Origin of the sequence: Devosia sp. SL43 (assembly GCF_021729885.1) — a bacterium.
Taxonomy (GTDB): Bacteria; Pseudomonadota; Alphaproteobacteria; order Rhizobiales; family Devosiaceae; genus Devosia.
Map to the genome: position 1 here is coordinate 2,486,647 of NZ_CP063401.1, position 25,835 is coordinate 2,512,481.

Annotated in this window: 30 protein-coding genes; 20 read left to right on the top strand and 10 right to left on the bottom strand. The window is 63.5% G+C overall.

All coding sequences use genetic code 11. The features are described 5' to 3' along the window. The first annotated feature begins 69 nt into the window (after positions 1-69). Positions 70-360 carry a hypothetical protein gene (locus IM737_RS12145; protein ID WP_236894194.1) on the top strand — a complete coding sequence of 97 codons (291 nt, stop codon included), beginning with the start codon at positions 70-72 and terminating at the stop codon, positions 358-360. A gap of 51 nt (positions 361-411) precedes the next feature. Here the strand turns inward: IM737_RS12145 and IM737_RS12150 are convergent, their stop codons facing one another. Beyond that, positions 412-1,422 carry an LLM class flavin-dependent oxidoreductase gene (locus tag IM737_RS12150; RefSeq protein ID WP_236894195.1) on the bottom strand — a complete coding sequence of 337 codons (1,011 nt, stop codon included), beginning with the start codon at positions 1,420-1,422 and terminating at the stop codon, positions 412-414. Between the two features lie 186 nt (positions 1,423-1,608). Here IM737_RS12150 and IM737_RS12155 point away from each other — a divergent pair, with 186 nt between their 5' ends. Both IM737_RS12155 and IM737_RS12160 read left to right on the top strand, forming a co-directional pair. Then, positions 1,609-2,205, top strand: a complete 597-nt coding sequence (locus IM737_RS12155; RefSeq protein WP_236894196.1) for an acyloxyacyl hydrolase — start codon at positions 1,609-1,611, stop codon at positions 2,203-2,205. Positions 2,206-2,304: 99 nt separating this feature from the next. Beyond that, positions 2,305-2,865 carry a hypothetical protein gene (locus IM737_RS12160; protein ID WP_236894197.1) on the top strand — a complete coding sequence of 187 codons (561 nt, stop codon included), beginning with the start codon at positions 2,305-2,307 and terminating at the stop codon, positions 2,863-2,865. Here the strand turns inward: IM737_RS12160 and IM737_RS12165 are convergent. Further along, positions 2,862-4,052 (bottom strand): NAD(P)/FAD-dependent oxidoreductase, encoded by a 1,191-nt coding sequence (locus IM737_RS12165; RefSeq protein ID WP_236894198.1) that lies wholly within the window; start codon positions 4,050-4,052, stop codon positions 2,862-2,864. The genes IM737_RS12160 and IM737_RS12165 overlap by 4 nt on opposite strands. 457 nt (positions 4,053-4,509) lie before the next feature. Between IM737_RS12165 and IM737_RS12170 the strand changes: the two genes are divergently transcribed. Genes IM737_RS12170 through IM737_RS12185 form a run of 4 tightly spaced genes read left to right on the top strand, consistent with a single transcriptional unit; the run spans position 4,510 to position 7,793 of the window. Continuing rightward, complete coding sequence (locus tag IM737_RS12170; protein WP_236894199.1) at positions 4,510-5,556, top strand: aspartate-semialdehyde dehydrogenase; 1,047 nt, start codon at positions 4,510-4,512, stop codon at positions 5,554-5,556. Positions 5,557-5,578: 22 nt separating this feature from the next. Continuing rightward, positions 5,579-6,025, top strand: coding sequence for a GNAT family N-acetyltransferase (locus IM737_RS12175; RefSeq protein ID WP_236894200.1), 447 nt, complete (start codon positions 5,579-5,581; stop codon positions 6,023-6,025). A gap of 17 nt (positions 6,026-6,042) precedes the next feature. After that, the gene (locus IM737_RS12180; RefSeq protein ID WP_236894201.1) at positions 6,043-6,918 is read left to right on the top strand and encodes an EamA family transporter; all 876 of its coding nucleotides are present in this window, start codon (positions 6,043-6,045) and stop codon (positions 6,916-6,918) included. After that, positions 6,918-7,793 (top strand): EamA family transporter, encoded by an 876-nt coding sequence (locus IM737_RS12185; RefSeq protein ID WP_236894202.1) that lies wholly within the window; start codon positions 6,918-6,920, stop codon positions 7,791-7,793. Before IM737_RS12180 ends, IM737_RS12185 begins: the two co-directional genes overlap by 1 nt. Positions 7,794-7,844: 51 nt before the next feature. On the opposite strand, the gene IM737_RS12190 is transcribed toward IM737_RS12185, so the two are convergent. The 4 genes from IM737_RS12190 to IM737_RS12205 form a co-directional block, all read right to left on the bottom strand. Next, positions 7,845-8,222, bottom strand: a complete 378-nt coding sequence (locus tag IM737_RS12190) for a hypothetical protein (protein WP_236894203.1) — start codon at positions 8,220-8,222, stop codon at positions 7,845-7,847. 152 nt (positions 8,223-8,374) lie between these two features. Continuing rightward, entirely contained in the window at positions 8,375-8,668 is a 294-nt protein-coding gene (locus IM737_RS12195) for a hypothetical protein (protein WP_236894204.1), read from the bottom strand. Positions 8,669-8,778: 110 nt separating this feature from the next. Further along, positions 8,779-9,018: a hypothetical protein gene (locus IM737_RS12200; RefSeq protein WP_236894205.1), complete on the bottom strand. Its 240-nt coding sequence runs from the start codon at positions 9,016-9,018 to the stop codon at positions 8,779-8,781. Between the two features lie 389 nt (positions 9,019-9,407). Next, entirely contained in the window at positions 9,408-10,052 is a 645-nt protein-coding gene (locus IM737_RS12205) for a carbonic anhydrase (RefSeq protein ID WP_236894206.1), read from the bottom strand. A gap of 72 nt (positions 10,053-10,124) precedes the next feature. On the opposite strand from IM737_RS12205, the gene IM737_RS12210 reads away from it, so the two are divergent. Beyond that, the gene (locus IM737_RS12210; RefSeq protein ID WP_236894207.1) at positions 10,125-10,331 is read left to right on the top strand and encodes a DUF1737 domain-containing protein; all 207 of its coding nucleotides are present in this window, start codon (positions 10,125-10,127) and stop codon (positions 10,329-10,331) included. Positions 10,332-10,402: 71 nt separating this feature from the next. Here IM737_RS12210 and IM737_RS12215 read toward each other — a convergent pair whose 3' ends face one another. Both IM737_RS12215 and pobA read right to left on the bottom strand, forming a co-directional pair. Next, positions 10,403-10,990, bottom strand: a complete 588-nt coding sequence (locus tag IM737_RS12215; protein ID WP_236894208.1) for an NUDIX domain-containing protein — start codon at positions 10,988-10,990, stop codon at positions 10,403-10,405. 86 nt (positions 10,991-11,076) lie between these two features. Beyond that, positions 11,077-12,234, bottom strand: a complete 1,158-nt coding sequence (pobA, locus tag IM737_RS12220) for a 4-hydroxybenzoate 3-monooxygenase (RefSeq protein WP_236894209.1) — start codon at positions 12,232-12,234, stop codon at positions 11,077-11,079. An 85-nt stretch (positions 12,235-12,319) separates the two neighbouring features. Between pobA and IM737_RS12225 the strand changes: the two genes are divergently transcribed. Next, complete coding sequence (locus tag IM737_RS12225) at positions 12,320-13,165, top strand: helix-turn-helix domain-containing protein (protein WP_236894210.1); 846 nt, start codon at positions 12,320-12,322, stop codon at positions 13,163-13,165. Here IM737_RS12225 and pcaQ read toward each other — a convergent pair. After that, positions 13,162-14,085: a pca operon transcription factor PcaQ gene (gene pcaQ, locus IM737_RS12230; RefSeq protein WP_236894211.1), complete on the bottom strand. Its 924-nt coding sequence runs from the start codon at positions 14,083-14,085 to the stop codon at positions 13,162-13,164. The genes IM737_RS12225 and pcaQ overlap by 4 nt on opposite strands. 148 nt (positions 14,086-14,233) lie before the next feature. On the opposite strand from pcaQ, the gene pcaD reads away from it, so the two are divergent. Genes pcaD through IM737_RS12270 form a run of 8 tightly spaced genes read left to right on the top strand, consistent with a single transcriptional unit; the run spans position 14,234 to position 20,424 of the window. After that, a complete protein-coding gene (gene pcaD / locus IM737_RS12235; RefSeq protein WP_236894212.1) occupies positions 14,234-15,031 on the top strand; it encodes a 3-oxoadipate enol-lactonase in 798 nt (265 codons plus the stop codon). Next, positions 15,021-15,404 (top strand): 4-carboxymuconolactone decarboxylase, encoded by a 384-nt coding sequence (gene pcaC / locus IM737_RS12240; RefSeq protein WP_236894213.1) that lies wholly within the window; start codon positions 15,021-15,023, stop codon positions 15,402-15,404. The genes pcaD and pcaC overlap by 11 nt, the downstream gene beginning before the upstream one ends. Further along, entirely contained in the window at positions 15,401-16,147 is a 747-nt protein-coding gene (gene pcaH / locus IM737_RS12245) for a protocatechuate 3,4-dioxygenase subunit beta (protein ID WP_236894214.1), read from the top strand. Before pcaC ends, pcaH begins: the two co-directional genes overlap by 4 nt. Beyond that, positions 16,147-16,767 (top strand): protocatechuate 3,4-dioxygenase subunit alpha, encoded by a 621-nt coding sequence (gene pcaG / locus IM737_RS12250; RefSeq protein WP_236894215.1) that lies wholly within the window; start codon positions 16,147-16,149, stop codon positions 16,765-16,767. The genes pcaH and pcaG overlap by 1 nt, the downstream gene beginning before the upstream one ends. Positions 16,768-16,782: 15 nt before the next feature. Beyond that, positions 16,783-17,502, top strand: a complete 720-nt coding sequence (locus IM737_RS12255; protein ID WP_236894216.1) for a 3-oxoacid CoA-transferase subunit A — start codon at positions 16,783-16,785, stop codon at positions 17,500-17,502. Then, complete coding sequence (locus IM737_RS12260) at positions 17,502-18,173, top strand: 3-oxoacid CoA-transferase subunit B (protein ID WP_236894217.1); 672 nt, start codon at positions 17,502-17,504, stop codon at positions 18,171-18,173. Before IM737_RS12255 ends, IM737_RS12260 begins: the two co-directional genes overlap by 1 nt. A gap of 1 nt (position 18,174) precedes the next feature. After that, entirely contained in the window at positions 18,175-19,377 is a 1,203-nt protein-coding gene (pcaF, locus tag IM737_RS12265) for a 3-oxoadipyl-CoA thiolase (protein ID WP_236894218.1), read from the top strand. 9 nt (positions 19,378-19,386) lie between these two features. Beyond that, positions 19,387-20,424, top strand: coding sequence for a 3-carboxy-cis,cis-muconate cycloisomerase (locus tag IM737_RS12270; RefSeq protein WP_236894219.1), 1,038 nt, complete (start codon positions 19,387-19,389; stop codon positions 20,422-20,424). A gap of 33 nt (positions 20,425-20,457) precedes the next feature. Here IM737_RS12270 and IM737_RS12275 read toward each other — a convergent pair whose 3' ends face one another. Continuing rightward, positions 20,458-22,218 carry a sigma-54-dependent Fis family transcriptional regulator gene (locus IM737_RS12275; RefSeq protein ID WP_236894220.1) on the bottom strand — a complete coding sequence of 587 codons (1,761 nt, stop codon included), beginning with the start codon at positions 22,216-22,218 and terminating at the stop codon, positions 20,458-20,460. Between the two features lie 449 nt (positions 22,219-22,667). Between IM737_RS12275 and IM737_RS12280 the strand changes: the two genes are divergently transcribed. From IM737_RS12280 to IM737_RS12290, 3 genes are read left to right on the top strand one after another with little or no spacing between them, the layout of a single operon-like run. Then, on the top strand, positions 22,668-24,140 hold the full coding sequence (locus IM737_RS12280; protein ID WP_236894221.1) for a benzaldehyde dehydrogenase: 1,473 nt from the start codon (positions 22,668-22,670) through the stop codon (positions 24,138-24,140). 25 nt (positions 24,141-24,165) lie between these two features. Beyond that, positions 24,166-24,933, top strand: coding sequence for a coniferyl-alcohol dehydrogenase (locus IM737_RS12285; RefSeq protein WP_236894222.1), 768 nt, complete (start codon positions 24,166-24,168; stop codon positions 24,931-24,933). Positions 24,934-24,943: 10 nt separating this feature from the next. Next, a complete protein-coding gene (locus tag IM737_RS12290) occupies positions 24,944-25,831 on the top strand; it encodes an alpha/beta hydrolase (protein WP_236894223.1) in 888 nt (295 codons plus the stop codon). Positions 25,832-25,835: the final 4 nt, after the last annotated feature.

Below are 25,835 nucleotides of genomic sequence, written 5' to 3' on the forward strand. Positions count from 1 at the left end.
ACCGGTGGAGGACCGGCACCGTTCGTGTTGGTTAGAGGGTTAACCAATGCCCCTTGGAGGAGAGGCCACATGACACAGATTCACACGCTCACGCGACATCGCGACATCCAGAACTGGGTGACCGACCGGCAGGGCATTCCCGCCATAACGAGGGTGCGCAATCGCTTCGGCGAGGAACACGCCCAGCTCAAGCTGAGCTTTCAGAAACGCGAAAAGGCCAAGCTAGAGAGCCAGGACGACGGCATGAGCCCTTGCTCATGGACGGCCTGGCTGGCCGAACTCGATCGCCAGCAACTGGCGCTCAAGGTCGACCTGGGTGCGGACGATTTCGAACTGGTCGAGCGGCGCGAGGCGAACTAGACGTCGCGACATCTGATCTGAGGCGTCGGCTGGCGGAGCCGGCGCTTCGTCTTATCCGCGCGGCGTCACCCCGAACGCCTCGGCAATCAGTGCGTAGCTCCGCCGCCGCAGCGCGTAGCTGTGGATGGTGGTGGTGATCATCACTTCGTCGGCCGCGCAGCTCTCGGCTTTGGCGGCGATGGTGTCGCGAACCGTGCTGGGCGAGCCGACAATCCACAGGCTCGACTGGTGGTCGATGACCGCCTGCTGCTGCGGCGTCAGCACGCGGGCATGGGCGTCTTCAGGGCTCATCAGCTTACGCTGTTCGCCGGTCGTGAACAAAGCCCAGCTCACCGCTTGCGAGCGCGACAGGTACTGCGCTTCTTCGTCCGTGGGCGCACAGATCACCGAAACACAGAGCATGGTGCGCGGTTTGGGAAAGGCTGCGTTGCCGGCAAAGGCGTAGCGATAGGCCTCGAAGGCCGGGGCCGGTGGCGTGTGGCTGAAATGGGCGGCAAAGGCATAGCCGATGCCCAGCTGCCCCGCCGCCGACGCGCTGGCGCCCGACGAGCCCAAGAGCCACATCGGCGGCAGCCGGATACCGCCCGGCGACACCGGCACGCGCGAGAAAGGGTGCTCAGGCGGAAAGCTGTCGTCGTCGAAGGCCATTAGCTCGGCCAGATAGGCCGAAAACTCCTCGCCGCCGCCGCTGCGCAAAGCGCGCATCGCATAGCCATCGCCACCGGGCGCGCGACCAAGCCCCAGATCGATACGGCCCGGATGCAGCGCTTCGAGCGTGCGATAGGCTTCGGCGATGCGCAGCGGCGCATGGTTGAGCAGCATCACGCCGCCCGAACCGACACGGATATTCTTGGTATGCGCGGCGGCGCTGCCGATCAGGATTTCCGGCACCGAGGAGGCGATGGAAGGCATGCCGTGATGCTCGGCGTACCACAGCCTGGTATAGCCGAGCTGGTCGGCAGTCTTGGCCAGGCGAATGGTTTCGGCCATCGCCTCCGATGTACTGGTGCCCTCGGCAATGGGGGCGAGATCCTGGAGCGACAGGGCAAAGGGTGCGGTCATTAAATGTTCCGGAAGGCTTATATCGGTAAATGCCGATGATAACGCAGATCGGCAGCGGAGGAAACGGCAATCGCCGTGCCCATGCTGCACCACTCACATCAAACGTTCAGAGTTGACGTGGTACCAGTATTGACTTGAAGCATGACTTGGCGGCTTGGTATGGCCGACTTTGAAGGACTATGGCGTATGAATTGCTTGCATGCATCTGTCTTGGCCGTGGCGCTGACCACTGCTGCAATCGCCCCGAGCGTTGCTCAGGATTTGATGTACTCGCCCAATCCGATTGCCGACGTGGTGAGCGAGCTGCGCATCGGCGGGCATATTCACGACGTCCACTATGCCATGCTGCCCTTCATGGTGAACGAATGGGAATACGACAATATCGGCGACATCAGCTTCGACGTGCTGTTCCGCACGCCGGACCTCGATGCCTTCCGCTGGATCGGCTCGCCCCGCCCGGAAATCGGCGCCACGATCAGCCTCAACGGCTATGAGAGCCTGGCCCATCTCGGCCTGACCTGGCAGTTGCCGGTTTTCGATACGCCGATCTATCTCGAAGGTACGTTCGGTGCAGCCATCCACAATGGCTACCTGACCAATGCACCAGTGGGCTATTCGAGCTTTGGCTGTCGCGTCAATTTCTACGAGCGTTTCGGCATCGGCGCCCATGTCAGCGATAATGTCACCGCGACGCTGACCTATGAGCACACGTCCAATGCGGGCCTGTGCAGTGACAATGCCGGCCTCTCCAATGTGGGCCTGCGCGTCGGCTGGAAGTTCTAGGCGGCCTCGTCGTTAACGCGCGGTTAGTGACAATTTTAAGCAAATCTTGCCTGTGATGGCCGATGGCTGCGCAATTGCCCTTTGACGAGGGTGATGGCCATGTTCGGGTTTGCAAATAGACTGTTCTGGGCGCTGGCCGCTCTGCTCGCCCTCTCGGCCCCGACATTTGCCCAGTTCAACTTCCTGCCAGAGGTCCGCGTCGGCATCGGCGCCCGAGGCATTGATGATGGCGCCACCCTGCTCGACCCCAAGCGTATTGGCGACGCCAATGTCGAACTGCTGTTTACCGCGCCCGATCTCAATGCCTGGACGGTGGTCGGCGAGCTGCGACCGCATCTGGGCGCCACGGTGAGCTTTCGCGGCAAGGACAGCTACGGCTATGCCGGCCTGAGCTGGACTTTTCAGGCGCCGGTGCTGCCGGTATTTGTCGAGGCGAGCCTGGGCGGCGTGGCGCGGACATCGATGGTCACCGCGCCCGAGGGCGACCCGTCGCGCAATTTCGGCTGCGGCATCGGCCTGCGCGCCGCCGGCAGCGTCGGCGTGAACCTGCCAGCCGGAACCTCGCTGATCGCCACGGTGGAGCACTTGCCCGATTTCGGTACCTGCGGCGCGCCACGGGCCAACACCAATCTCGGCGTGAGACTGGGGTTCCGGTTCTAGGCCACCTGCCCGGCGGCCCAGCCCGAGGCCCAGGCCCACTGGAAATTGTAGCCGCCCAGCCAGCCGGTGACGTCGACGACCTCGCCGACGAAATAGAGGCCCGGCACATTGCGTGCCGCCATGGTCTTGGCATCGAGGTCGCGCGTGTCGACGCCGCCAAGCGTCACTTCGGCGGTGCGATAGCCCTCCGAGCCGACGGGCTTGAGCGTCCAGGCCTTGAGCATGGCTTCGACGGCGGCCAGCTTCTTGTCGGAGAAATCGCCGATCATGCCGGGCAGATCGAGTTCGTCGCCCAACAGTTGCGCCAGCTTCTTTGGCAGCATGCCACCCAGGACGGTCTGCACCTGTACCTTGGGATTGGCCTTGCGCGCCGCGCGCAGCTGTTCGGCCGCGTCCTGATGCGGCAGGAAGTCGATGGCGATGCTGTCGCCCTCGCGCCAATAGGATGAGATCTGCAGGATCGCCGGACCGCTGAGGCCGCGATGGGTGAACAGCAGCGCTTCCTCGAATGCCGTCTTGCCGTGGCTGACGATGGCGTCGGCGGCGATGCCGGAGAGCTCCTTGAGCTTTTCCAAAGCGCCGGTCTCGAAGGTCAGCGGCACCAGACCCGGACGCGTATCGGTGAGGCGCAGGCCGAACTGGGTGGCGAGCTGATAGCCAAGACCCGTGGCGCCCATCTTGGGGATGGACTTGCCGCCGGTGGCGACCACAACGCTGTCTGCCGTGATCGAGGATGTCGAAAGCTCGACCGCAAATCCCGTTTCGACCTGACTGACCCGCTCGACCGCGGTTTCGAGCACCAGCGTTACGCCGGCCTTGCGCATTTCGCCCAGCAGCATGGTGTTGATCTGGGTGGCAGGACCATCGCAGAACAGCTGGCCCAGCGTCTTTTCGTGGAAGGCGATGCCGTGTTCGCGCACCATGGCTATGAACATGTCGGGCGTGTAGCGGCTGAGCGCCGACAGGGCGAAACGCGGGTTCTGGCTGAGGAACCGATCGCGGCCCTTGTCCGTGGTCGCGTTGATATTGGTGAAGTTGCAGCGGCCGCCGCCGGAAATGCGGATCTTCTCGCCTGCATATTTGGCGTGATCGACCACCAGTACCGAACGGCCGCGCCGGCCGGCCTCAACGGCGGCCATCATGCCCGCGGCACCGGCGCCGAGAACGATCACGTCATAATGGGGCATGGTTTGGCGCCTCTAGTGAAGAAGTGCCACGCCCTCGTGGTTCGAGGCTCGCGAAGAGCTCGCACCTCACCATGAGGGCTGCTGATACACCGCGTTCAAAGTAGCCATCATAGTGAGTTGCGCGTCTTCAGCGCCTCGAACCACGAGGGCGTGGCAGCTGTGCTTTAGTCCAACCTTGTCCCCACCGCAAATTCATTGACTCTTTCCTATTTGAGAGTATGACTTCGCCTGCTTTTCAACCAAAGCAGTCACAGATGCGCAGCGCTTTCGACAGTGTCGACATGCCGACCACCCAGGCTTTCGCCGGTGGTAAAGCTGCCCTCATGACCAAAACCACCAAAACCGCCTGACGCTTTTCCCCGGGTCAACTCCCCGCCGGGGAGAGGCTCAAAAGCACTGACCGCAGCGCCAAGGCGTTGCGCGGGGGCGGAAATGGTAAGGGACTGGAGTTCCAAAAATGGGTTATCGCGTCGCTGTCGTCGGTGCCACGGGCAATGTGGGCCGGGAAGTTCTCAATATTCTGGCCGAACGCAAGTTCCCCGCCGACGAGGTCATCGCCCTCGCCTCCTCGCGCTCGATTGGCCGCGAGATCTCTTATGGCGACAAGATCCTCAAGGCCAAGAACCTTGACGATTTCGACTTCAAGGGCGTCGACTTCGCCATCATGTCGGCCGGCTCGACCATTTCCAAGGACTGGGGTCCGCGCATTGCGGCAACCGGCTGCATCGTCATCGATAATTCCAGCTTCTGGCGCTACGATTCCAACGTGCCGCTGATCGTGCCTGAAGTGAACGCGCATGTGCTCGAGGCTTGGCTGGCCAACCCGACGCGCCTCAACATCATCGCCAACCCGAACTGCTCGACGGCCCAGCTCGTCGTGGCGCTGAAGCCGCTGCATGACTTCGCCAAGATCAAGCGCGTCGTCGTCTCGACCTATCAGTCGGTTTCGGGCGCCGGCAAGGAAGGCGTCGACGAGCTGTGGAACCAGACCAAGGGCATCTTCGTCAATGACAGCCCGGGCCCGGGCAACAAGTTCCCCAAGCAGATCGCCTTCAACGTCATTCCCCATATCGACGTCTTCATGGAAGACGGCTCGACCAAGGAAGAGTGGAAGGTGATGGCCGAGACCAAGAAGATCCTCGATCCCAAGATCAAGGTGACTTGCACCGCCGTGCGCGTGCCGGTGTTTGTCGGCCATTCGGAAGCCGTCAATATCGAGTTCGAAAACCCGATTTCGCCCGACGAAGCCCGCGACATCCTGCGCGAGGCGCCGGGCGTTTCGGTCATCGACAAGCGCGAGCCGGGTGGCTATGCGACGCCGGTCGAAAGCGTGGGCGAATACGACACCTTCGTCAGCCGCATCCGCGAGGACGCCACCATCGAGAATGGCCTCAATATCTGGGTCGTCTCGGACAATCTGCGCAAGGGCGCCGCGCTCAACACCATCCAGATCGCCGAAACGCTGATCGAACTGGGCCTGCAGTCGCGCAAGGCTGCGGCTTAAGCTAAACAGCAGGGTGGCGCTGATGGACGGCATCACCCTGCGACAAGCCAACGCCGAGGACATCGCTGATGTGGCCGGGCTGTTCGCCCGGTCTCGCGCCGTCGCCCTGCCGTTTCTGCCGGTGCTGCATAGTGGCGCGGAAGACATCGCCTTTCTTGCCGGCTACCTCGAGCGCGGGCTACTGACCCTGGCCGAGAGGGACGGCAGGCTGCTCGGCTTCCTCGCCGAGACACCCGGCTGGATCGAACAGCTCTATCTTGAGCCCGATCAGCGCGGGCAAGGCATCGGAAGCAGGCTTGTCGACGCCGCGAAACAGCGGCAGAACCGGCTCGAACTTTGGTGCTTTGTCGACAACCATGCCGGCCGGGCGTTCTATATCAGGCACGGCTTCATCGAAATCCGGCGCACCGACGGCGACAACGAAGAGAAGTTGCCCGATATTCTTCTTGGCTGGCAGCGTCCGGCCTGACCACGACGGAACATCCCTTGTCCTTCCGCGACTTAGCTCTCGCCCTTGGCGTCGTCCTCATCTGGGGGCTGAATTTCGTCGCCATCAAATGGGGCGTCGATGAGGTTCCGCCCTTCCTGCTGACCGCCCTGCGTTATATCGGCTGCGCCCTGCCCGCCGTGTTCTTCATCCGCAAGCCGCAGGTCGGCTGGCCGATGCTGATCGCCTATGGGCTGACCGTCGGCGTGCTGCAATTCAGCTTTCTCTTTTCCGCCATCAAGCTGGGCATGCCGGCCGGGCTGGCGAGCCTGGTCATGCAGATGCAGGTGTTCTTCACCATGGGCCTCGCCATACTGTTCCTGCGCGACCGGCCGACGCCGGCCCAGTTGGGTGGCGCGGCCATCGCCCTGGCGGGTCTTGCCACGATTGGCGCCGAGCATATTGGCGGCGCAGTCTTACTGCCGCTGCTGATGACGCTGGTAGCGGCCGGGTTCTGGGCCATCTCCAACATCGTCACCAAGCGCGCCGGCAAGGTGGACATGTTCGCCTTCGTCATCTGGGGGAGCCTGGTGCCACCACTGCCCATGCTGGCTTTGTCGCTGATTGTTGAGGGACCGCAAGCGGTGACGGGTCTGCTGGCGATCAGCCCGCAGGCCTGGTTCTCGGTGCTGTTCATCGCCTATGGCTCGACGCTGCTCGGCTATGGCGCGTGGGCGGTGCTGCTGGGACGCTATCCGGCAAGCATGGTGGTGCCCTTTGCGCTGCTGGTGCCGGTGGTGGGCTTTGCGGCGGCCTTCGTGTTTCTGGGCGAAGCGGTCACGCCGCTCGAAATTGCCGGCAGCCTGCTGATCTTCGTTGGGCTGGTGCTCAACGTCTTCGGCCCGAGGCTCGTGGCAAGGTTACGGGCAGCCTGATGCCGATCCGCCATATCCTCCTGGCCCTGCTGGTCGTCGCCATCTGGGGCTTCAACTTCACCGTCATCAAGCTCAGCGTCGAGGCTCTGCCGCCCCTGCTCGCCGCTGCGTTGCGCTTCTTCTGCGCCGCCCTGCCGCTGGTGTTTTTCATCAAGCCGCCCAAGGCCGATTGGCGCCTGGTTGTCGGCTTTGGCCTGTCCTTCGGCTTCCTGCTCTACGCCTTCCTCAACCTCTCGATCGCCTGGGGCATGTCGGCGGGGCTGAGTTCGCTGGTGCTGCAGGTGCAAGCCTTCTTCACCATGGGCCTGGCCTTCCTGATCCTGGGCGAGCGGCCGAGCCGCTTCCAGGTCATCGGGGCGCTGATCGCCTTTGGCGGCATCGCCGTGATCGCCACCGAACGGCTGGGCGCCACTGCCCTGCTGCCGCTGGGCCTCAACCTGCTGGGCGCCTTTAGCTGGGGCCTCGCCAACGTGCTGACCAAGAAGGCCGGCAAGGTCGATGCTTTGGCCTTCACCGTCTGGGGCGCGCTGGCCGCGCCGCTGCCATTGCTGGCTCTGTCGTTGCTGGTCGAAGGTCCGCAGACGGTGCTGACCGCGCTGGCCGGCTTCAACTGGTCCGACGCGGGGCTGATCGCTTTCCTCGCCTATCCGGCGACGCTGCTGGGTGGCGCGATCTGGAGCTGGCTGCTGGGCCGGCACCCGGCGACGACTGTCGCGCCATTCACACTGCTGGTGCCAATATCGGGGCTGCTCTCGGGCTATCTGGTGCTGGGCGAAACCATCACGGCGATAGAGATAATTGGCGGGTTGCTGGTCATCGTCGGGTTGGGCGTGACGGTGTGGCGGAGACGGCCCCTCCAGATCGAGAAGCCGTGAAAAAGGCCACCCCGCCCAGGCGGGATGGCCTTCAGATGGACCCGTTTACGCTTAGTCGCCGGCGGTCGGGCTGAGCGATTCGGTGCCTTCGGTATCACCCATCGTGGAATCCTCATTATCGTCATCGGCAGGCGTACCATCCGAACCGGAGGGATTGCCCACGCTGCCCGCTCCGGTGGAAGCGGCTGGGTCGCCGGTCATGCCGGTGCTGATTGCTGTCAGTTCATCGGCGCTAAGGCCGCCGCTTGCATCGGTATCAGCTGCGGTGAAGGTCTCCTGGGTGAAATCGGGCCAGAAAACCTGCAGTTCGACGAGACTGGCATCGCCGCTCGTATCAGTGTCGATATCGGCAAAGGTCGCCGTCGTCTGGGCAAAGGCCATGGTGCTGGACAGGCCAAGAATGGCCGCGGTCAAAATGATCTTACGCATGAAATTTCTCCGTAATGATGGTCGAAACGACCACGAAAATTACTGCTCCGGAGGAGAGGGGCGTTTTTTTCAACGTCTAGGATCAGCCCCTGTTCCCCTGTGCACCTCACGCCTTCGCGAGGCGTGAGGCGATCTGGATTTCGGGCTGCCGGTCAGCCGCCGGCATTCGGAACCGGCTCGGCAGGCGCTTCGGGGGTAGCCGGCACCGCAGGAACCGCTGATGGCTGCAGGCTGTTGAGTTCGTCGGCCGTGAGACCGCCGCTCTTGTCCACATCGGCGACGTCGAATTCGGCCTGGGTCAGGTCGGGCCAGGCCACGACCAGTTCGGCAAAGCCAAGCTCACCATTGGCGTCGGCATCGACATCGGCAAAGGTGGTCGGCGTCTGGGCAAAGGCAACAGTGGCTGAAAGGCCGGCAATGGCAAAGCTGAGGGCAATCTTGTTCATGTCAGGTATCCAATGGACTGTGGAGGGGGCCGCAGACCGGCCCGAACTGAAGAAGCCACCCCGGGAGGCGAGGGGTGGCTTCAGGAGCGCCCTTGGGACGGGCGTCAGCTCTACATAGCCGGGGCGGGCGCCACGACTGCATACTCTTCGGCTGACAGCTCGCCGTTGGCGTCAACATCAGCGGCCGTGAAGGCCTCCTGGGTCAGGTCGGGCCATGCCACTTGCGCTTCAGCGAGCGAAATGCCGCCGCTCGCATCGGCATCGACCGAAGCGAAATCCGTGGCTGCCTGGGCGAAGGTCGCCGACGACAGACCAAGCACGATAAGGGAGGAAACAATGATCTTCTTCATGGGAGTTGAGCTCCAATGTTGGTGGAGATGTAAGCGGCGACCGGTTTGCCAGCCTCCGACGGGTCGCTCTCCGGCAGCCCGTGGAATGAACAATGATGTGGCAATGTGTTCCGTGCGGGTCCAGAAATCGACGCTGGCCAGGAGATTATTGGGCTAAATCCGGGCAGTATGCCTAGGGATCAGGCATAGTGTATCTTAGTGCGGTATTGCCGCATGACTGCTTCGGCGGGAAATATAACTGTCGCGATGTACTGAACAGTACTGCGACATTTATGCTCGCGTCGGAACAGTTGTCTGATTGTTGAACAGACTTTTGTTTGAAGCAGGAGACGGCACAGCACGTCGACTACTTCACGGCGCCGTGAAGCCAAGTAATGCGGCGGAAAAGATCAGAGCTGGGGGCGGACGAAGTCGCCAGTATCGCCATCCATCACCCAGAGCTCGCCGGTCGAAATGTCGAACCAGGCGCCGTGGACCGAGAGCTTACCGTCAGCCTCGAGATCGGCCACATAGGGGAAGGTGCGCAGGTTGCGGATGGAATTGCGGATGGAGATGCGCTCCATCGCCCGCTGCCGCTCGCTTTCGGTGAGCAGGCTGCCGCTCTGACCCAGTTGGCTGGGCAGATCGCCGAGCATGCTCATCCACTTGCCGATGAAATCCCCGGTATCGAGCGGGGTCGAACCGGGATTGAGCGCTGCCTTGATGCCACCGCAGCGGCCATGACCCATGATGACGATATGGGAGATGCCCAGCGCCTTGACGGCAAATTCGATGGCTGCAGACGTACCGTGCTGGCCGCCATCGGGCTGGTAGGTCGGCACCAGATTGGCGACGTTGCGCAGCACGAAGACTTCGCCCGGCCCCGAATCGAAGATCATTTCGGGCGCCGCGCGGCTGTCGCAGCAGGCGATGATCATGGTGGACGGGTTCTGGCCTTCGGTCGCCAGATCGCGAATCCGGTCTTTCTCGCGAACGTAGCGGCCTGCCATGAAATTGGCGTGGCCCTTCAGCAAGTGATCAGGAAACCGATGCATGGCGTTTCGATTAGCGCTAAGGAACAAGAAGATCAACTGGGGCGCACACGCGCCTGTGCATTGGGGCCATGCATGCTCATCTACCGCTTCCTCACCGGCGAGGACGACGCCGCCTTCTGCCACCGCGTCACCAAGGCACTTTCGGAGGGCTGGGAGCTCTACGGGCCGCCAAGCCTAGCCTATGACAGCCACAACAAGAAGATGAAGGCCGGTCAGGCGGTGACGCGTGTCGCCAAGGACCAGCCTTACGATCCGGACAAGAGGCTGGTGGACTTCTAAGCGGCCGAAGGCAAAATCACGCCAGTGGCGTGATTTTAGCGAAGAAGGCTATAAGGGCTAAGCCCGAATGGCTAGACTGCTTTGCCGCGCGCCAACCGCAGGGCCAGCGCCTGCAGCATGAGGATGGTCTTGGCATCGACGATCTCGCCGCTCTCCACCATGGCCAAAGCCGCGTCGAAGCCGAGTTCGAACACCTCGATATCCTCGCCCTCGCCGATGACACCGCCGCCTTCGGCGACCTTGATACCCGGACGATAGCGGCCGAGGAAGCAGGCGCATTTTTCGGTGAGCGAGCCGGGGCTCATATAGGCGTTGAACAGGAAGACCAGGCCTTCGGGCGCATAGCCGGTCTCCTCGATCGCTTCGCGATGGGCGGCCACGGCAGGCGCTTCGCCGTCGAGCATGCCAGCGGGTGCCTCGATCATCCAGGCCGGATCGCCATTGAGATGGGCCGGCAGGCGAAACTGGCGCGCCAGCACGACCGTGCCCTGCTCGGCGGAGTAGAGCAGCACTGCGGCAGCGCTGCCATGGTCATAGACCTCGCGCTTAACCGTCTGCGTGCTGCCATCGAGCCGGGCATGGGAAACCAGGTAATTGTCGAAGCGCCCCCAATTATGGCTGAGCTTGGTGACGCTTTCGATGATGACCCTGTCGTTCATGCGGCTAGCCCTCCATGCGCCGGAGCTATGCCGCAAGGGGCGCGCAAGCGCCAGTCCTTGTCATAAGGCGAGCTGCGCAGGACCCCCTAGAGGGGAAGGCCCAGATAGTTTTCCGCGAAGCTTTGCTGGGCCGAGACGGAGCCGGCCAGATAGTCGAACTCGGCGCGCTGGATGCGCCGGCCAAAGGCGCCATTTTCTGGAAACGTGTGCAGCAGATTGGTCATCCACCAGCTGAAGCGTTCCGCTTTCCATATCCGTCGCAAGACCTTGGCGGAATATCCATCCAAGGCAGCCAGAGACGAGTCGACATAGTGTTCGATAAAGGCATCTGCGAGGGCGGCGACGTCGCTCATGGCCAGGTTGAGGCCCTTGGCGCCGGTCGGCGGGACAATATGGGCGGCATCGCCGCACAGGAAAAGCTGACCGAAGCGCAATGGCTCAGCCACGAAACTGCGCAAGGGGGCGACGGATTTTTCGATGGATGGCCCGGTTCGCAAGGCTTCCGCGCTTTCCGGATTGAGCCGGGAACGCAGTTCGTCCCAGAAGCGGGCATCGTCCCATGCATCCGCCTTCTCGTCGGCGGGCACTTGAACATAGTAGCGCGATCGTGTGGCGGACCGCTGGGAGCACAGGGCAAAACCGCGTTCGTGATGCGCGTAGATGAGTTCGTCGGCAACCGGCGGCTGATCGACCAAAACGCCAAGCCAGCCAAATGGGTAGGTGCGTTCGAAGGTGGTGATGGCCGTTGGCGGAACGCTGGCGCGGGCAACTCCGTGAAAGCCGTCGCAGCCAGCGATGAAGTCGCAGTCGATGCGATGGGTCACCCCGTTCTTTCGGTAGGTCACCCAGGGTCTGCCGTCAAAGTCGTGAACAGAGACATCGTCAGCCTCATAGATGGTCATTGCCTGACGGGCTGCCATGAGGTCGCGAGTGACCTCCGTCTGGCCGTAAACCATGACATGACGACCCATGAGCTGCGTGAAATCAAACCTTTGGCGGTCACCATCAAAGCTGAGCTCCACCCCATGATGGATGAGGCCTTCGGCATGCATGCGGGCACCGGCCTGGGCGCGGTCCATCAGGTCGATGGTACCCTGCTCTAGGACGCCGGCGCGGATGCGGCCAAGCACGTATTCCGGGCTCTTGCGCTCCAGGATGACGGCGTCGATACCCGCCAGTTCGAGCAGGCGACCCAGCATCAACCCTGCCGGTCCGGCTCCAATAATCACAACCTGAGCGCGCAATACGATCTCTCCCTTTTGCGCTAGCATGCGTATGGGGGGCGGTTTGTGAATGGACACGACACGCAATCTATTGGACTATCCGAACATGAAGTCCATCCCAAGCTACGCCTTGTATGGCGAAGCCGATACCAGCCCCGAGCAGGATTGGCTGCATTGGGAAACCATCCAGTCGCGCAGCCGGCTGCATGGCTACCGCATCGCGCCGCATCGGCATGAGCAGTTCTTCCAGGTGCTGCAACTGACCGCTGGCCGGGCCACGGTATCGATCGACACCGTGCAGCACGAACTCGAGGCGCCGGCCGTGGTGGTGGTGCCGGCACTGACGGTGCATGCCTACGACTTCAGCGACGACGTCGATGGCGTCGTGGTCACGCTGATGGACCGAGACATGCGGGCCGTGGGCGCAGGCGAGATGCCGGCGGCCGTGTTCGGCGGTTCGGTCGATGTCGGCGAAGCCATCGACCGGCTGATCGCCGAGGCCGACCGGCCTGGCTCCGGACATGGGGTGGCCATGCGGGCGCTGATTGCGCTGTTGTTGGTGGCAATTGGCAGGGCACGGCAAGCTTCAGAGACGCTGGAAAGTATGGCGAGCAGCCGCAGCGTGCTGCATGCACAGGCCTATCGCTGGATGGTCGACCAGCGCTTTCGCGAAACACGACGGATCGCCGATTATGCCATGGCACTGGGCATCAGCCCAACCCATCTCAACCGGGTATGCCGCGAGGTACTGGGTGCCTCGGCGCTGCAGGTGATCGAGCGGCGTGTCGGATTGGAAGCGCGGCGGCAGTTGCTGTTTTCCGGCCTGCCGATCAAGCAGATCGGGGCAGAACTCGGCTACGACGACCCGGCGTATTTTTCGCGCGTGCTGGCGCGGGTACTGGGCATGGCGCCGGGGGCGTATCGGGACCAATCCCGCAGGACGGATCGCTAAAGCAGTCGCTGCGACGTCAGCCGAACAGCCTGCATGAAGGTTGTCGCGGCCAGGGTCGGGGTGGTGTCGGTGCGCGTGGTGAGGCCAACAGGTCCAATGGTCTCCCTGGTATCGAAGGGCAGCACGCTCAGCATCCCATCGGCGAGGTCTTCGGCAACGACGCCTTCGGAAATGAACCAGATGGCGTCGGTCTGGCGGACATAGGAGCGACCGAAAGCGTTGGAGACCGTCTCGACCTGGTCGCGCAGGTTGGTAACGCCCTGGGCCAGCAACATGCGCTCGACCACACGACGGATCACGGAGTCCGGCGTGGGCATGAGGCTCTGGTAGGCTTCGATCATGCCCAGGTTGAAATTGCGCTCTTTCAAGAGGGGATGGCCCGGACGGACAACCATCGCGATGCGCTCGGAATAGAGGTGTTCGAAGGAAAAGCCGAGCATGATATCAGGGTCCGCCATGCGGCCAATGACCAAGTCGACATCTCCGGTGCGCAGCAGCGACAACAGATAGGCGTTGGGTCCGGTAATGATGCGGGTGTGACAGCCGGTGCCATCGGCGGTGAACGCCTGGACAGCACTGGGCAGGATGCGCGCGGAGACTGTGGGCAGCGCGCCGACCTTTACAATGGTCGCCTCATGGCTGCCCCTGGCCGCGTCGATGCCCTGGCGCAGCGCAGCAAGACTGGTGGCGGCATAGCGATAGAACACTTCACCGAACTGGGTCAGAAAGAGGCTGCGGCGGCTGCGGTCGAACAGGGCGGCACCTAGGATTTCTTCGAGTTCCTGGATGGTCTTGGAGGCCGCGGGCTGGCTGATATTGAGCGCTGAAGCGGCGTTGACGACGCTCTTCAAACGCGCCACTTCCAGAAAACAGCTCAGATGGCGCAGCTTGACGCGAGGATCGATGGCACGCTTGGCCATTTGTCGACTCCGGTTATGTTATGGTCACAATTTGCCATGAAATCGAGTTTTCCGCATCAAATTTATAATCTGATGGTTATGTGATGCACCGAACAAATCATTTTACTTGCGCCCTGTCACCGCCTTAGATCGACGGGAGCGAGGGATCATGAGCTTTGTGCGGATCAAGGATGTGCTGCTGCACTATCGGGTAGACGGCAGCGCCGCCGCGCCCGTGCTGGCGCTGGTCAACTCCCTGGGCACCGATGCGCGCATCTGGGACGACGTCATTACCCTGGTCTCCGATCGCTTCCGGGTGATTTCCTATGACAAGCGCGGCCATGGGCTGAGTGACGCGCCTGCGGGCGACTATACGATCAACGATCATGTCGATGACCTCGAGGGGTTGCTGGACCACCTGGCGATCGATCGGCTGGCGCTGGCTGGCGTGTCGATCGGCGGGGTCATCGGGCAAGCCTTTGCCCTGCGGCATTCGCAGCGGTTGAACGCCCTGGTGCTGTGTGACACGGCGGCCAGGATCGGCGATACGGTCATGTGGAACGGACGGATGGCAGCCGTGCGCAGCGGCGGACTGGGCAGCATTGCCGGCGCCGTCATGGCGCGCTGGTTCACCGAGGCGTTTCGGCATGGCAAGCCCGATGACCTGGCAGGCTGGCAAACCATGTTCGAACGGATGCCGGTGGAAGGCTATGCCAGTTCCTGCGCCGCCTTGCGCGACGTTGACCTGACAGAGGCTGTGGCGGGGATCACGACGCCAACTCTGGTCGTGGCGGGTGACCAGGATCTGTCCACCCCGGTCGACCTGGTGCGAGCAACGGCCGAGAAAATACCCGGAGCGCGCTTCGGGATCATTGCCGACGCAGGCCATATTCCTTCGATCGAACAACCACGAGCGCTGGTGGCCTTGATGACAGAGTTTTTTGAGGAGGTTGGCCATGGCCGATGAGCGTTTTGAAATGGGTATGGCCGCACGGCGATCGGTACTCGGCGACGCGCATGTCGACGCCGCCACGGCGCGCATGACAGAAGTCGACAGGGACTTTCAGCGCTTCATTACCGAAGGTGCCTGGGGTTCGGTCTGGTCTCGGCCCGGCCTCAGCAAACGCGAGCGTTCGATTGTCACCATCGCGCTGTTGGCAGCCCTCGGCCACGACGATGAGGTCGCCATGCATGTTCGCGCCACCGTGAACACCGGTTGTTCGCAGCAGGATATAACCGAGGCCCTGATGCATGTGGCGGTCTATGCCGGCGTACCAGCCGCCAACCGCGCCTTCAAGATCACCAGGGAAGAGCTCGCAAAAAGGAATTCAACCCCATGAGCGGCATCATTTTACCGGGCGGCGACGGCATGCTCTTTCCACGCGACCGCGCCTGGCACCCACCAGCCGCCACGCCCGGCTATAAAAGCTCGACCTTCCGGGCCCCGAAGCACGCGCTGCTGTCGCTGGGTGCCACGGCCTCGGAACTGACAGGGCCAACCTTCGGCCATTCGAGCCTCAACCCGCTCGATAACGACCTGATCCGGAACTACAGCCAGGACGGCAGCGAGGCCATCGGCCAGCGGATGATCATCTACGGCCAGGTGCTCGACGAGAATGCGCGCGCCGTGCCCAATACGCTGGTCGAATTCTGGCAGGCCAATGCAGGCGGCCGCTACCGCCACAAGAGGGAAGCGTATCTCGCTCCGCTCGATCCCAATTTCGGCGGCTGTGGACGCGCCGTAACCGATGCGGACGGATTTTACTCCTTCCGCACCGTCAAGCCCGGTGCCTATCCCTGGCCCAATGGCGGCAATGACTGGCGGCCAGCACACATCCACTTTTCGGTGTTCGGCCATGCCTTTGCGCAGCGCCTGATCACCCAGATGTATTTCGAGGGCGACCCGATGATCTGGCAGTGCCCTATCGTCGGCGGCATCCCCGACAAGGCGGCCATAGACCAGCTTATCGCCCGGCTCGACCGCCACAACACCACGCCTATGGACGCGCTGGCCTACCGCTTCGATATCGTGCTGCGCGGCCGTCGCTCGACCATGTTCGAGAACAAGCTGGAGGGTAACTGATGCTGCACCCGGTTCCGACCCTCAAGGAAACACCGTCGCAGACGGCTGGTCCCTATGTGCATATCGGGCTGACGCCGAACTTTGCCGAGATCAAGGGCGTCTATGCCACCGACCCCGGCAGCACCATGCTGACGCCTGACACCAAGGGCGAGCGCATCGTGGTTTCTGGCAAGATCGTTGATGGCTCGGGGGCGATGGTCAACGACGCGCTGGTGGAACTGTGGCAGGCCGACGCTGATGGCGCCTATGTTGCACCGATGAGCCCGAACTCCAATTCGACACCGGCCTTTACCGGCTGGGGCCGCCAGCCCACCAATGCCGAGGGCGTCTTCAGCTTCGAGACCATCAAACCCGGTCCGGTTCCCGGCCCCGATGGCAAGCCGATGGCGCCGCATGTGGTGCTGTGGATCGTAGCGCGAGGCATCAATATCGGACTGCAGACGCGTCTCTATTTCGAGGACGAAGCCGAGGCCAATGCCAGCGATTTCGTGCTCAACAAGATCATGGACCCGCGCCGCCGCGCCACGCTGATCGCCCGCAAGGAGCCCGGCGCGGTGCCGCGCTACCTGCTCGACATCCACCTGCAGGGCGACAACGAGACCGTCTTCTTCGACGTCTAGTCATAGGAAATTCCAATGGACAAGTCCGTGGCCACTATGGCCGCAGCCATCGCCGACATTGCCGATGGCATGACGATCATGATCGGCGGTTTTGGTGGCTCCGGCGCGCCTATAGAGCTGATCCACGCGCTGATCGACCGCTTCCGCGCGACCGGCAGCCCCAAGGATCTCACCATCATCAACAACAATGCCGGCAATGGCCGGATCGGCATCGCCGCGATGATCGATGCCGGCATGGTCGCCAAGATGGTGTGCTCGTTTCCACGCTCGGCGGATCCGCGTGCCTTTACCGAGAAATACCTGGCCGGCCAGATCGGACTCGAACTGGTGCCGCAGGGCACCCTGGCCGAACGCATTCGCGCCGGCGGCGCCGGTATTCCGGCGTTCTATACGCCCACCAGCTACGGCACCGATCTTGCCGCCGGCAAGCCCACCGCCGAGTTCGACGGCCGCATGTATGTGCAGGAGCGCTGGCTCAAGGCCGATGTCGCGATCATCAAGGCCGAACTGGCCGACCGGCAGGGCAACCTCACCTATCGCAAGGCGGCGCGCAATTTCTCGCCGCTGATGGCGGCAGCGGCGGCCGTCACCATTGTGCAGGCCAGGCAGATCGTCGAGCCGGGAGAAATCGACCCGGAACAGGTCATCACCCCAGGCCTGTTCGTCAACCGCATCGTCGAGATATCGGATGCCCAGCAGGAAGAGGCGCTGATGCGCGCCGGAGTGGCCCACTGATGACCTCCAAGCTTTCCAACGCCCAGATCGCCTGGCGGGCCGCGCAGGATATTGTCGATGGCGCCTATGTGAACCTGGGCATCGGCTTTCCTGAGATGGTGGCCAAGTTCCAGCCGCCGGGCCGCGAGGCGATTTTCCATACCGAGAACGGCATCCTCAACTTCGGCGAGTCTCCGGCCGAAGGCGAGGAAGACTGGGATCTGATCAATGCCGGCAAAAAGGCCGTGACCTTGAAGCCCGGTGCAGCCTTCTTCCACCATGCCGACAGCTTCGCCATGGTGCGTGGCGGCCATCTCGATGTGGCGATCCTGGGTGCCTACGAGGTTGCCGAAACCGGAGATCTGGCCAACTGGAGCACCGGCCCCAAAGGCGTTCCAGCAGTGGGCGGCGCCATGGACCTGGTGCACGGCGCCAAGCGCGTGGCCGTTATCACCGATCATGTCACCAAGGACGGCAAGCCCAAGCTGGTGAAGCGTTGCAGCCTGCCGCTGACCGGCGTTGGCTGCGTCACGCGCGTCTATACGAGTCTTGCCGTCATCGACATCGAGGGCGGCCGGTTCGTGCTGCGCGAGAAGCTGGCGGCATTGAGCCTGGATGACCTGCAAGCCGTCACCGGCGGAGAACTCGTCATCGACGGCATAGTCGGCGACCTTATCGTACCGGAGCTCTGATATGGCCGAAGCCTTCATCTGTGCCTATCTGCGCACCCCCATCGGCCGCTTCGGCGGCGCGCTGTCCTCGGTCCGTCCCGACGATCTGGGCGCCATCCCGCTAAGGGCGCTGATGGCCACCAATACGGGTGTCGATTGGGCCGCTGTCGACGATGTGATCTTCGGCAATGCCAATCAGGCCGGGGAAGACAATCGCAACGTCGCCCGCATGAGCTTGCTGCTGGCGGGCCTGCCGGTCTCCGTCACCGGCACCACCATCAACCGCCTCTGTGGCTCGGGCATGGATGCGGTGATCGCGGCAGCCCGTGCCATCAAGTCGGGTGAGGCGGAGCTGATCATTGCTGGCGGCACTGAATCGATGTCGCGCGCACCCTTCGTGCTGCCCAAGGCCGACAGCGCTTTTTCGCGCAATGCCGAGATTTACGACACCACCATCGGCTGGCGCTTCGTCAATCCGCTGATGAAAGCACAGTATGGCGTCGATTCCATGCCTGAGACCGGCGAGAACGTGGCTCAGGAATTTGGCGTCAGCCGCGAGGCGCAGGATGCCTTCGCCGTCCGCAGCCAGGACAAGGCCGTCGCTGCCCAGGCCAATGGCCGGTTGGGCAAGGAGATCGTGCCGGTCAGTATTCCGCAGAAGAAGGGCGACCCCCTTAGCGTCGACAAGGACGAGCATCCGCGCGCTGGTTCCAGCATGGAAACACTGGGCAAGCTGCGGGCGCTGTTTCCCAACGGCACCGTGACTGCGGGCAATGCCTCGGGCGTCAACGACGGCGCCGCCGCGCTGATCATTGCCAGCGAAGCTGCTGCCAAGAAACATGGCCTGACCCCGATCGCCCGTATTCTTGGTGGGGCCACGGCTGGCGTTCCGCCGCGCATCATGGGCTTGGGCCCGGCGCCGGCGACGCAGAAGCTGTGTGCCCGGCTCGGCATGTCGGCCCTCGATTTCGATGTGATCGAACTCAATGAAGCCTTTGCGAGCCAGGGCATCGCCGTGTTGCGGGAACTCGGCATTGCGGAGGACGCCGAGCACGTCAATGCCAACGGCGGCGCCATTGCTCTCGGCCATCCCCTGGGCATGTCCGGCGCACGCATTACCGGGACGGCAGCGCTGCAGCTGTCGCTCACCGGCAAGAAGCGGGCACTCGCCACTATGTGCATCGGGGTGGGCCAAGGCATCGCCATCGCCCTCGAGCGGGTCTAGTCTGCGCCGATGACCCTGAAACGAACATTGCTCAGCACCCTGGCGGGTGATGAAGAAATCGAGGCGCTGCTGAGCGATACCGCTCAGCTCGCGGCCATCCTGCGCTTTGAACTGGCCCTGGCCCGGGCCGAGGCCGATGCGGGCATGATCGACCGTAGCGCAGCGGACGCAATCGCAGCGGGGCTTGAGGATTTCGTACCCGATTGGGACGACCTGTCGACAGGAATCGCCCGGGACGGGGTCGTCGTGCCGGCCCTCGTCGCCCAAATCCGCAAGACCATCGCCGAACCGCATGCAGCAACAGTGCATAAGGGAGCCACCAGCCAGGACGCTATCGACACCGCCCTGGTGCTTCAGCTTGTTCAGGCCATTGCGGTTCTGATCGAGCGCCTGTCCGGTGTGTTGGAAAGTATCGAGCGGCTTGACGCGCGTCATGGGACCCAGCCGCTGATGGCCCATACCCGCATGCAGCAGGCCCTGCCCTATACGGTGGGCGCCAAGCTTGCCACCTGGATAGCCCCACTCCGTCGTCACCTCGCCGCCCTGCACGCTGCGCGCCGGAGTCTGCTGGTGATCCAGCTCGGCGGTCCAATCGGCGATCGCAGCAGTTTTGGTGAACATGGCGAGGCGGTGGCCCGCGGCCTGGCCAGGCACCTCGATCTGGGCCTTGCCGAACCCTGGCAATCAGCGCGCGACCCGCTGATCGGATTTGCGTCCTTGCTGGGCCTGCTCACCGGCACGCTTGGCAAGATCGGCGCCGACATCAGCCTGCTGGCACAAAACGAGATCGCCGCTGTGACTATTGCTGGAGGCGGCGGTTCATCGTCGATGCCGCACAAGTCCAATCCGGTCAATGCCGAGGTGCTCGTTGCGCTGGCGCGGTATAATGCGGGCCTGGTGGGGACAGTTCAGCAGGCGATGATCCATGAAAATGAACGGTCCGGCTCGGCCTGGACCCTGGAATGGCTGACGCTGCCAACGGTCGTCATCAATGCCGGGGCCGGACTTCGGCTCGCCGGTCTGCTGCTGGCGCAGCTCCGGTTCTGACGGGACAGACACGCGGCCAACCTGCCCGGCTGATCACCCGCTGACCTTGGCTCCTGGCGATAGACCAAGCTTGCCGAGCCGGTAGTCCAGGCTGGCACGGGTCAGCTTGAGATCGCGGGCGGCGGCCGAAACATTGCCGGCATTCCGCTGCAGGGCTTTGCGATAGATGTCGCGCTCCATGTCTTCGAACGAGCCGGCCGGCGCAGGCGGATCCCCAAAGGGCTGCTGGTCCAACCTTCCATCCTGGGACAGGCGGACCGAAAAGGGCGGCAGGAGCTCGGAGCCGCTGAACAGATGCACGACGTCGATATGCCCGTCATTGTCGGCATAGACGGTGCCGCGCTCGATCAGGTTCTGCAGCTCTCGGATGTTGCCCGGATAGTCATACTTGAGCAGGGCCTCGGTGGCGCGGCGGGTGAAGCCGTGGATCTTGCGGCCATGCCGAGCCGCATAGAGCCGCAGGAAATGCGCCATCAGCAGCGGGATGTCATCGCGCCGTTCACGCAGTGGTGGAATGACCACTGGAAAGACGCAGAGGCGGAAATAGAGATCCTGCCGGAACCGGCCGGCCGCCACTTCCTGGGCGAGATCAACATTGGAGGCGGCGACAACGCGCACATTGACAGCGATGGTGCGGCTGCCGCCGACGCGCTCGATCTCCCGTTCCTGCAGCGCCCGCAGCAGCTTGCCCTGCGCCGAATAGGCGAGCGATGCGACCTCGTCGAGAAACAGCGTGCCACCGGAGGCACGCTCGAAATAGCCGGCGCGGGAGCTGGTGGCGCCGGTATAGGCGCCCTTCTCGACGCCGAAGAGTTCGGATTCTACCAGATTGTCGGGAATGGCCGCGCAGTTGATGGCGACGAATGGGCCTTCGGCCCGCGCACTCAATTCGTGAAGCTGGCGCGAGAACAGCTCCTTGCCGACGCCGGATTCGCCGACGAAGAGCACGGTCGCATCGGTCACGGACACCTTCTGCAACAGGTGCCTTGTGCGCATGAAGCTGGCGGAGACGCCAACCGCCACATCGCCGCTGGCCGGCGGTGGCGCTGCGTCCTCCTCGGCTTCCTGGGGGCGGCGGGGCACGGCATAGGTCCGGCGGTTCTTCCAGCCGAGGCCGAAATATTCGCGTTCAGGCGCGTCCTTTTCCCACGCTTCTGCATTCTGGCCGATCACCGTGCAGCGCTTGGCGCCCATGCCGACGCATTCGACCTCGCGGAAAATCACCGGCTTGCCGAAGAGCTTGCTCGTATAGCCCGAGGGATACCCCGTCTGCAGCCAGCACACTGGCTGGGTGGAAACGCCGTAGCTCGCCAGATGCTCGGCGGCTTCGGAGGAATCGTCCCACAGGAACTCGCCGAAATAGGTGCCCTTGTCGCTGTCGAACTCGAAATGCTTGGTGGTTACCTTGACGAAGCCTTCTAGCGTATGGACGCGGGGGCCGGCGGCGAGGGCGTGGGTCAGGTCCTCCTGCGGCCAGCGCTTCTGGATCAGCTCGGCATCGCGCACACCCTGCATGTAACCAATACGCATGAACATGGCGCGGGCGGTGTCGGTGCCGAAGGCGTCGATGATTTCCTCGCGGATGCGACCAAGCACCGAGGACTGCATCAGCACCACGCGCTGATCGTTCAACCAGATGCGCCCATCGCCCAGGGCGAAATGCAGCACCTCTGTCAGGTCCTCGAAAGTGGGCGACGCGCCGGTTCCCAGCTCGCTGCTGGCGCCGCGACTGAGAATACCCTCTGCCTGGCGCGACGCCTCGGCCAGCGAAATCAACCGGTCGGCCTTGTTCATCGGACGCTCCTCCCATAGTCACGATTTCACGATTTCATGAACTGGTCGAGACGGTTTTGATGAAATGGTGACTTCCCGGTCAGGTGGGGTCGCCGGCCATTCCCCTCCCATGTGCTCCCCGAGCACCCTGCCAGCACCCCTCAAGTGCTTGCAGTCATTCGGCATTGCATCGGGACGCTCACTGGCTCCACAGCCCAAAATCCCATCTGGCACGGCCTTTGCAATTGTGTCGACAAGCCCCGTTTGAGGAAGCGGGCGTGGGAGGACATCGACCAATCTGGTCTTCGTGACGGCCAATGCGACGGGCGGAAAACCGCTTGTTCGCCAACGCTATCGGCTTGCCTCGTGGCAGGCCTCGTCACCCCACGCCTTCTCCATCCAATGCGGCAAGCCGGCACAGGCCGGTCCGAGGAACATGGCCGCAATGGCGGCAGCAGGAGGAGCACGACATGAATATCCAGAGCCCCAATTTCATTGCCGTCGAGAAGTGGACCGGCAAGGCGCTGTTCAGCGACTGGCAGGCGACCGGCGCCGGCGCCATCGACGTGCGGGACCCCGCCACAGATGCGCTGCTGGCCAGCGTCGGCCTGGGCGGCCCCGCCGACATCGCCCGCGCCGCCGCAGAGGCCCGACAGGCGCAAAAGGCCTGGGCCAAGACGCTGCCCACCGCCCGCGCTGCCATCCTCAACAAGGCGGCCGACCTGCTGGTGGCCAATGGCGAGGAACTGATCGGCTGGATCATGCGCGAAAGCGGCTCGATCCATCCCAAGGCCAGCATCGAGATCGAGCATGGTGCCCTGTTCATCCGCCATGCGGCAGGCCTTGCCACGCAGCCCACCGGCCTCGTGCTCTCCGGCTTTGACGATCGCACCAACTACGCCAAGCGCGTGCCGCATGGCGTGGTGGGCGTGATCTCGCCGTTCAACTTCCCGCTGGTGCTCTCGGTCCGCGCCATCGCGGCTGCACTGGCCTTGGGCAACGCCGTCGTCCACAAGCCCGATCCGCGTACCCCGATCAGCGGCGGCATCATCATCGCCCGCATCTTCGAGGAAGCCGGTCTGCCCAAGGGCGTGCTGCAGATCGTGCCCGGCGGCGCCGATGCCGGCGAGGCCCTCTGCACCGATCCCAACATCGCCATGGTGTCCTTCACCGGCTCGGCCAAAGGCGGCTCAAAGGTGGGCGAGCTCTGCGGCAAGCATCTCAAGAAGGTGCAGCTCGAACTGGGCGGCAAGAATGCGCTGATCGTGCTCGACGATGCCGATCTCGATATCGCTGCCTCCAATGCCGCTTGGGGCGCCTTCCTGCATCAGGGCCAGATCTGCATGGCCACCGGCCTGATCCTCGCCCATGACTCGATCGCCGCAGCGCTGACTGAAAGGCTGGTGACCAAGGCCAGCCACTTGCCCGCCGGCGATCCGTCTTCGGGCCGTGTTGCGCTGGGTCCGATCATCTCTGACGGGCAGGTCGCGACCATCCAGGCCATCGTCGATGACGCCGTCGCCAAGGGTGCCAAGCTGCTTGCTGGCGGCACGCATAACGGCCGCTTCTACGCCGCCACCGTGCTCGATGGCGTCAAGCCGGGCATGCGCGCCTTTGAGGAAGAAATCTTCGGGCCGGTCGCCTGTATCGTGCGCTTCGGCTCCGATGCCGAGGCGGTCGAGATCGCCAATATGTCGGACTATGGCCTCGCCGCCGGGGTGATCTCGGCCGCGTCCGGCCGCGCCCTGGCGCTGGGCGAGCAGCTCAATGTCGGCCAGCTCCATATCAACGACCAGACGGTCAATGGCGGCCCCTTCGCCCCCTTCGGCGGACGCGGCAAATCGGGCAATGGCAGCCGCATCGGCGGGCCGGCCGATATCGAGGAATTTACCCAGTGGATGTGGATCTCGGTCAAGGACCAGGCCACCGCCTACCCGTTCTGATCTTTGAATCCAAAGGAATGCTGCCATGAACCTTTCAGGCAAAACCATTGTCGTGACCGGTGCCTCCTCGGGCATTGGCGGGGAAGTTGTCCGGCTCGCCCGCTTCTCGGGTGCCCGCGTCATCGGCCTCGACCGCAACGACCCGCTCATCACGCTGGATGGCTTCGTCAAGGCCGATCTGGGTGATCCCGCCAACATCGATGCGGCGATCGCCGCGCTGCCGGAGAAATTCGACGGGCTGGTCAACGCCGCCGGCGTTCCCGGCACTTCCCCCCGTGACCTGGTCGGGCGGGTGAACTATCTCGGCCTGCGTCACCTGACGGAGGGCGTGGTCAAACGGCTGAAACCCGGCGCGTCGATCGTCAACTTCGCCTCCGTGCTGGGCGGCGAGTGGCAGCAGCGGCTGGCCCTGCACAAGGCGCTGGCTGATGTCGATGGCTTCGCCCAAGGCGAAGCGTGGCTGGCGGCCAACCCCGTGCCACAAGACACCTGCTACCAGTATTTCAAGGAAGCCCTGATCGTCTGGACCTTTGCCCGCGCCCAGGAGTGGTTCCTGAAATCCGACATCCGCATGAACTGCGTCGCGCCCGGCCCGGTCTTCACCCCCATCCTGGGCGACTTCGTCACCATGCTGGGCCAAGAGCGCGTCGCCAACGATGCGCCGCGCATGAAGCGACCCGGCTTCGGGGACGAGATCGCGCCGCCCGTGACCTTCCTGCTTTCGGATGCCGCCCGCTGGATCAACGGGATCAACCTGCCCATCGATGGCGGGCTGGCATCGACCTACATCTGAGGGGACCACCATGTCCAAGCAACAGCTCGACTTCATTCTCAAGCTCAGCGCCGAAAATCCGCCACCGGCCAACGCCACGCCCCCGCAACTGCGCGAGTGGTTCGAAGCGATCAACGCCCAGACGCCGATCGCCGAAGGCGCCATGATCGAGACGATTTCGGTGGGACCCTGCTCGGCCGAGCTGATCCGACTGCCCGGCGGCGACGAGAGCCGGCTGGTGATCTACTATCACGGTGGCGGCTTCCTCTTCGGCTCGCCCCGTTCGCACCGCACCATCGCGACCCACCTCGCCAAGGCGAGCGGCGCCACTGTGCTGAGTGTCGACTACAGGCTGGCGCCCGAACATCCGGCGCCGACCGCGCATGACGACAGCCTGGCGGCATATCGCTGGGCGCTCGATGCCGGCTATGCGCCCGGTCGCATCTCACTGACAGGCGACTCGGCCGGCGGCAACCTGGCGCTGGCGACGGCGGTGCGTGCCCGCGATGCCGGCCTGGCTTTGCCATCGAGCATCGCCCTGATGTCCCCGGCCCTTGATCTGGCGGGCGATCTGGCCTCGCACACCACCAATGCCGACGCGCCGCTGGTGAACCGGCCATTGGCCGACCTGTTCACCGCTGCCTATGTGGGGCCTGGCGATCCGCGCTCGCCTTCGGTCACTCCGCTCAGTTCCAACCTCGCCAACTTGCCACCGGTACTCGTGCATGTCGGCACTTGGGAATTGCTGTTCGACGACAGCGTCACTGTGGTCGAGCGCATCAAGGCCTCCGGTGGCCGCGCCGAACTCAAGGTCTGGGAGGGCATGTGCCACTCCTGGCAGCTCTTCGCACCCATGCTGGAAGAAGGCATGGCCTCGATCAATGAGGCGGGGGCCTTCGTCCGGCGGCACGCCGCCTGACCAA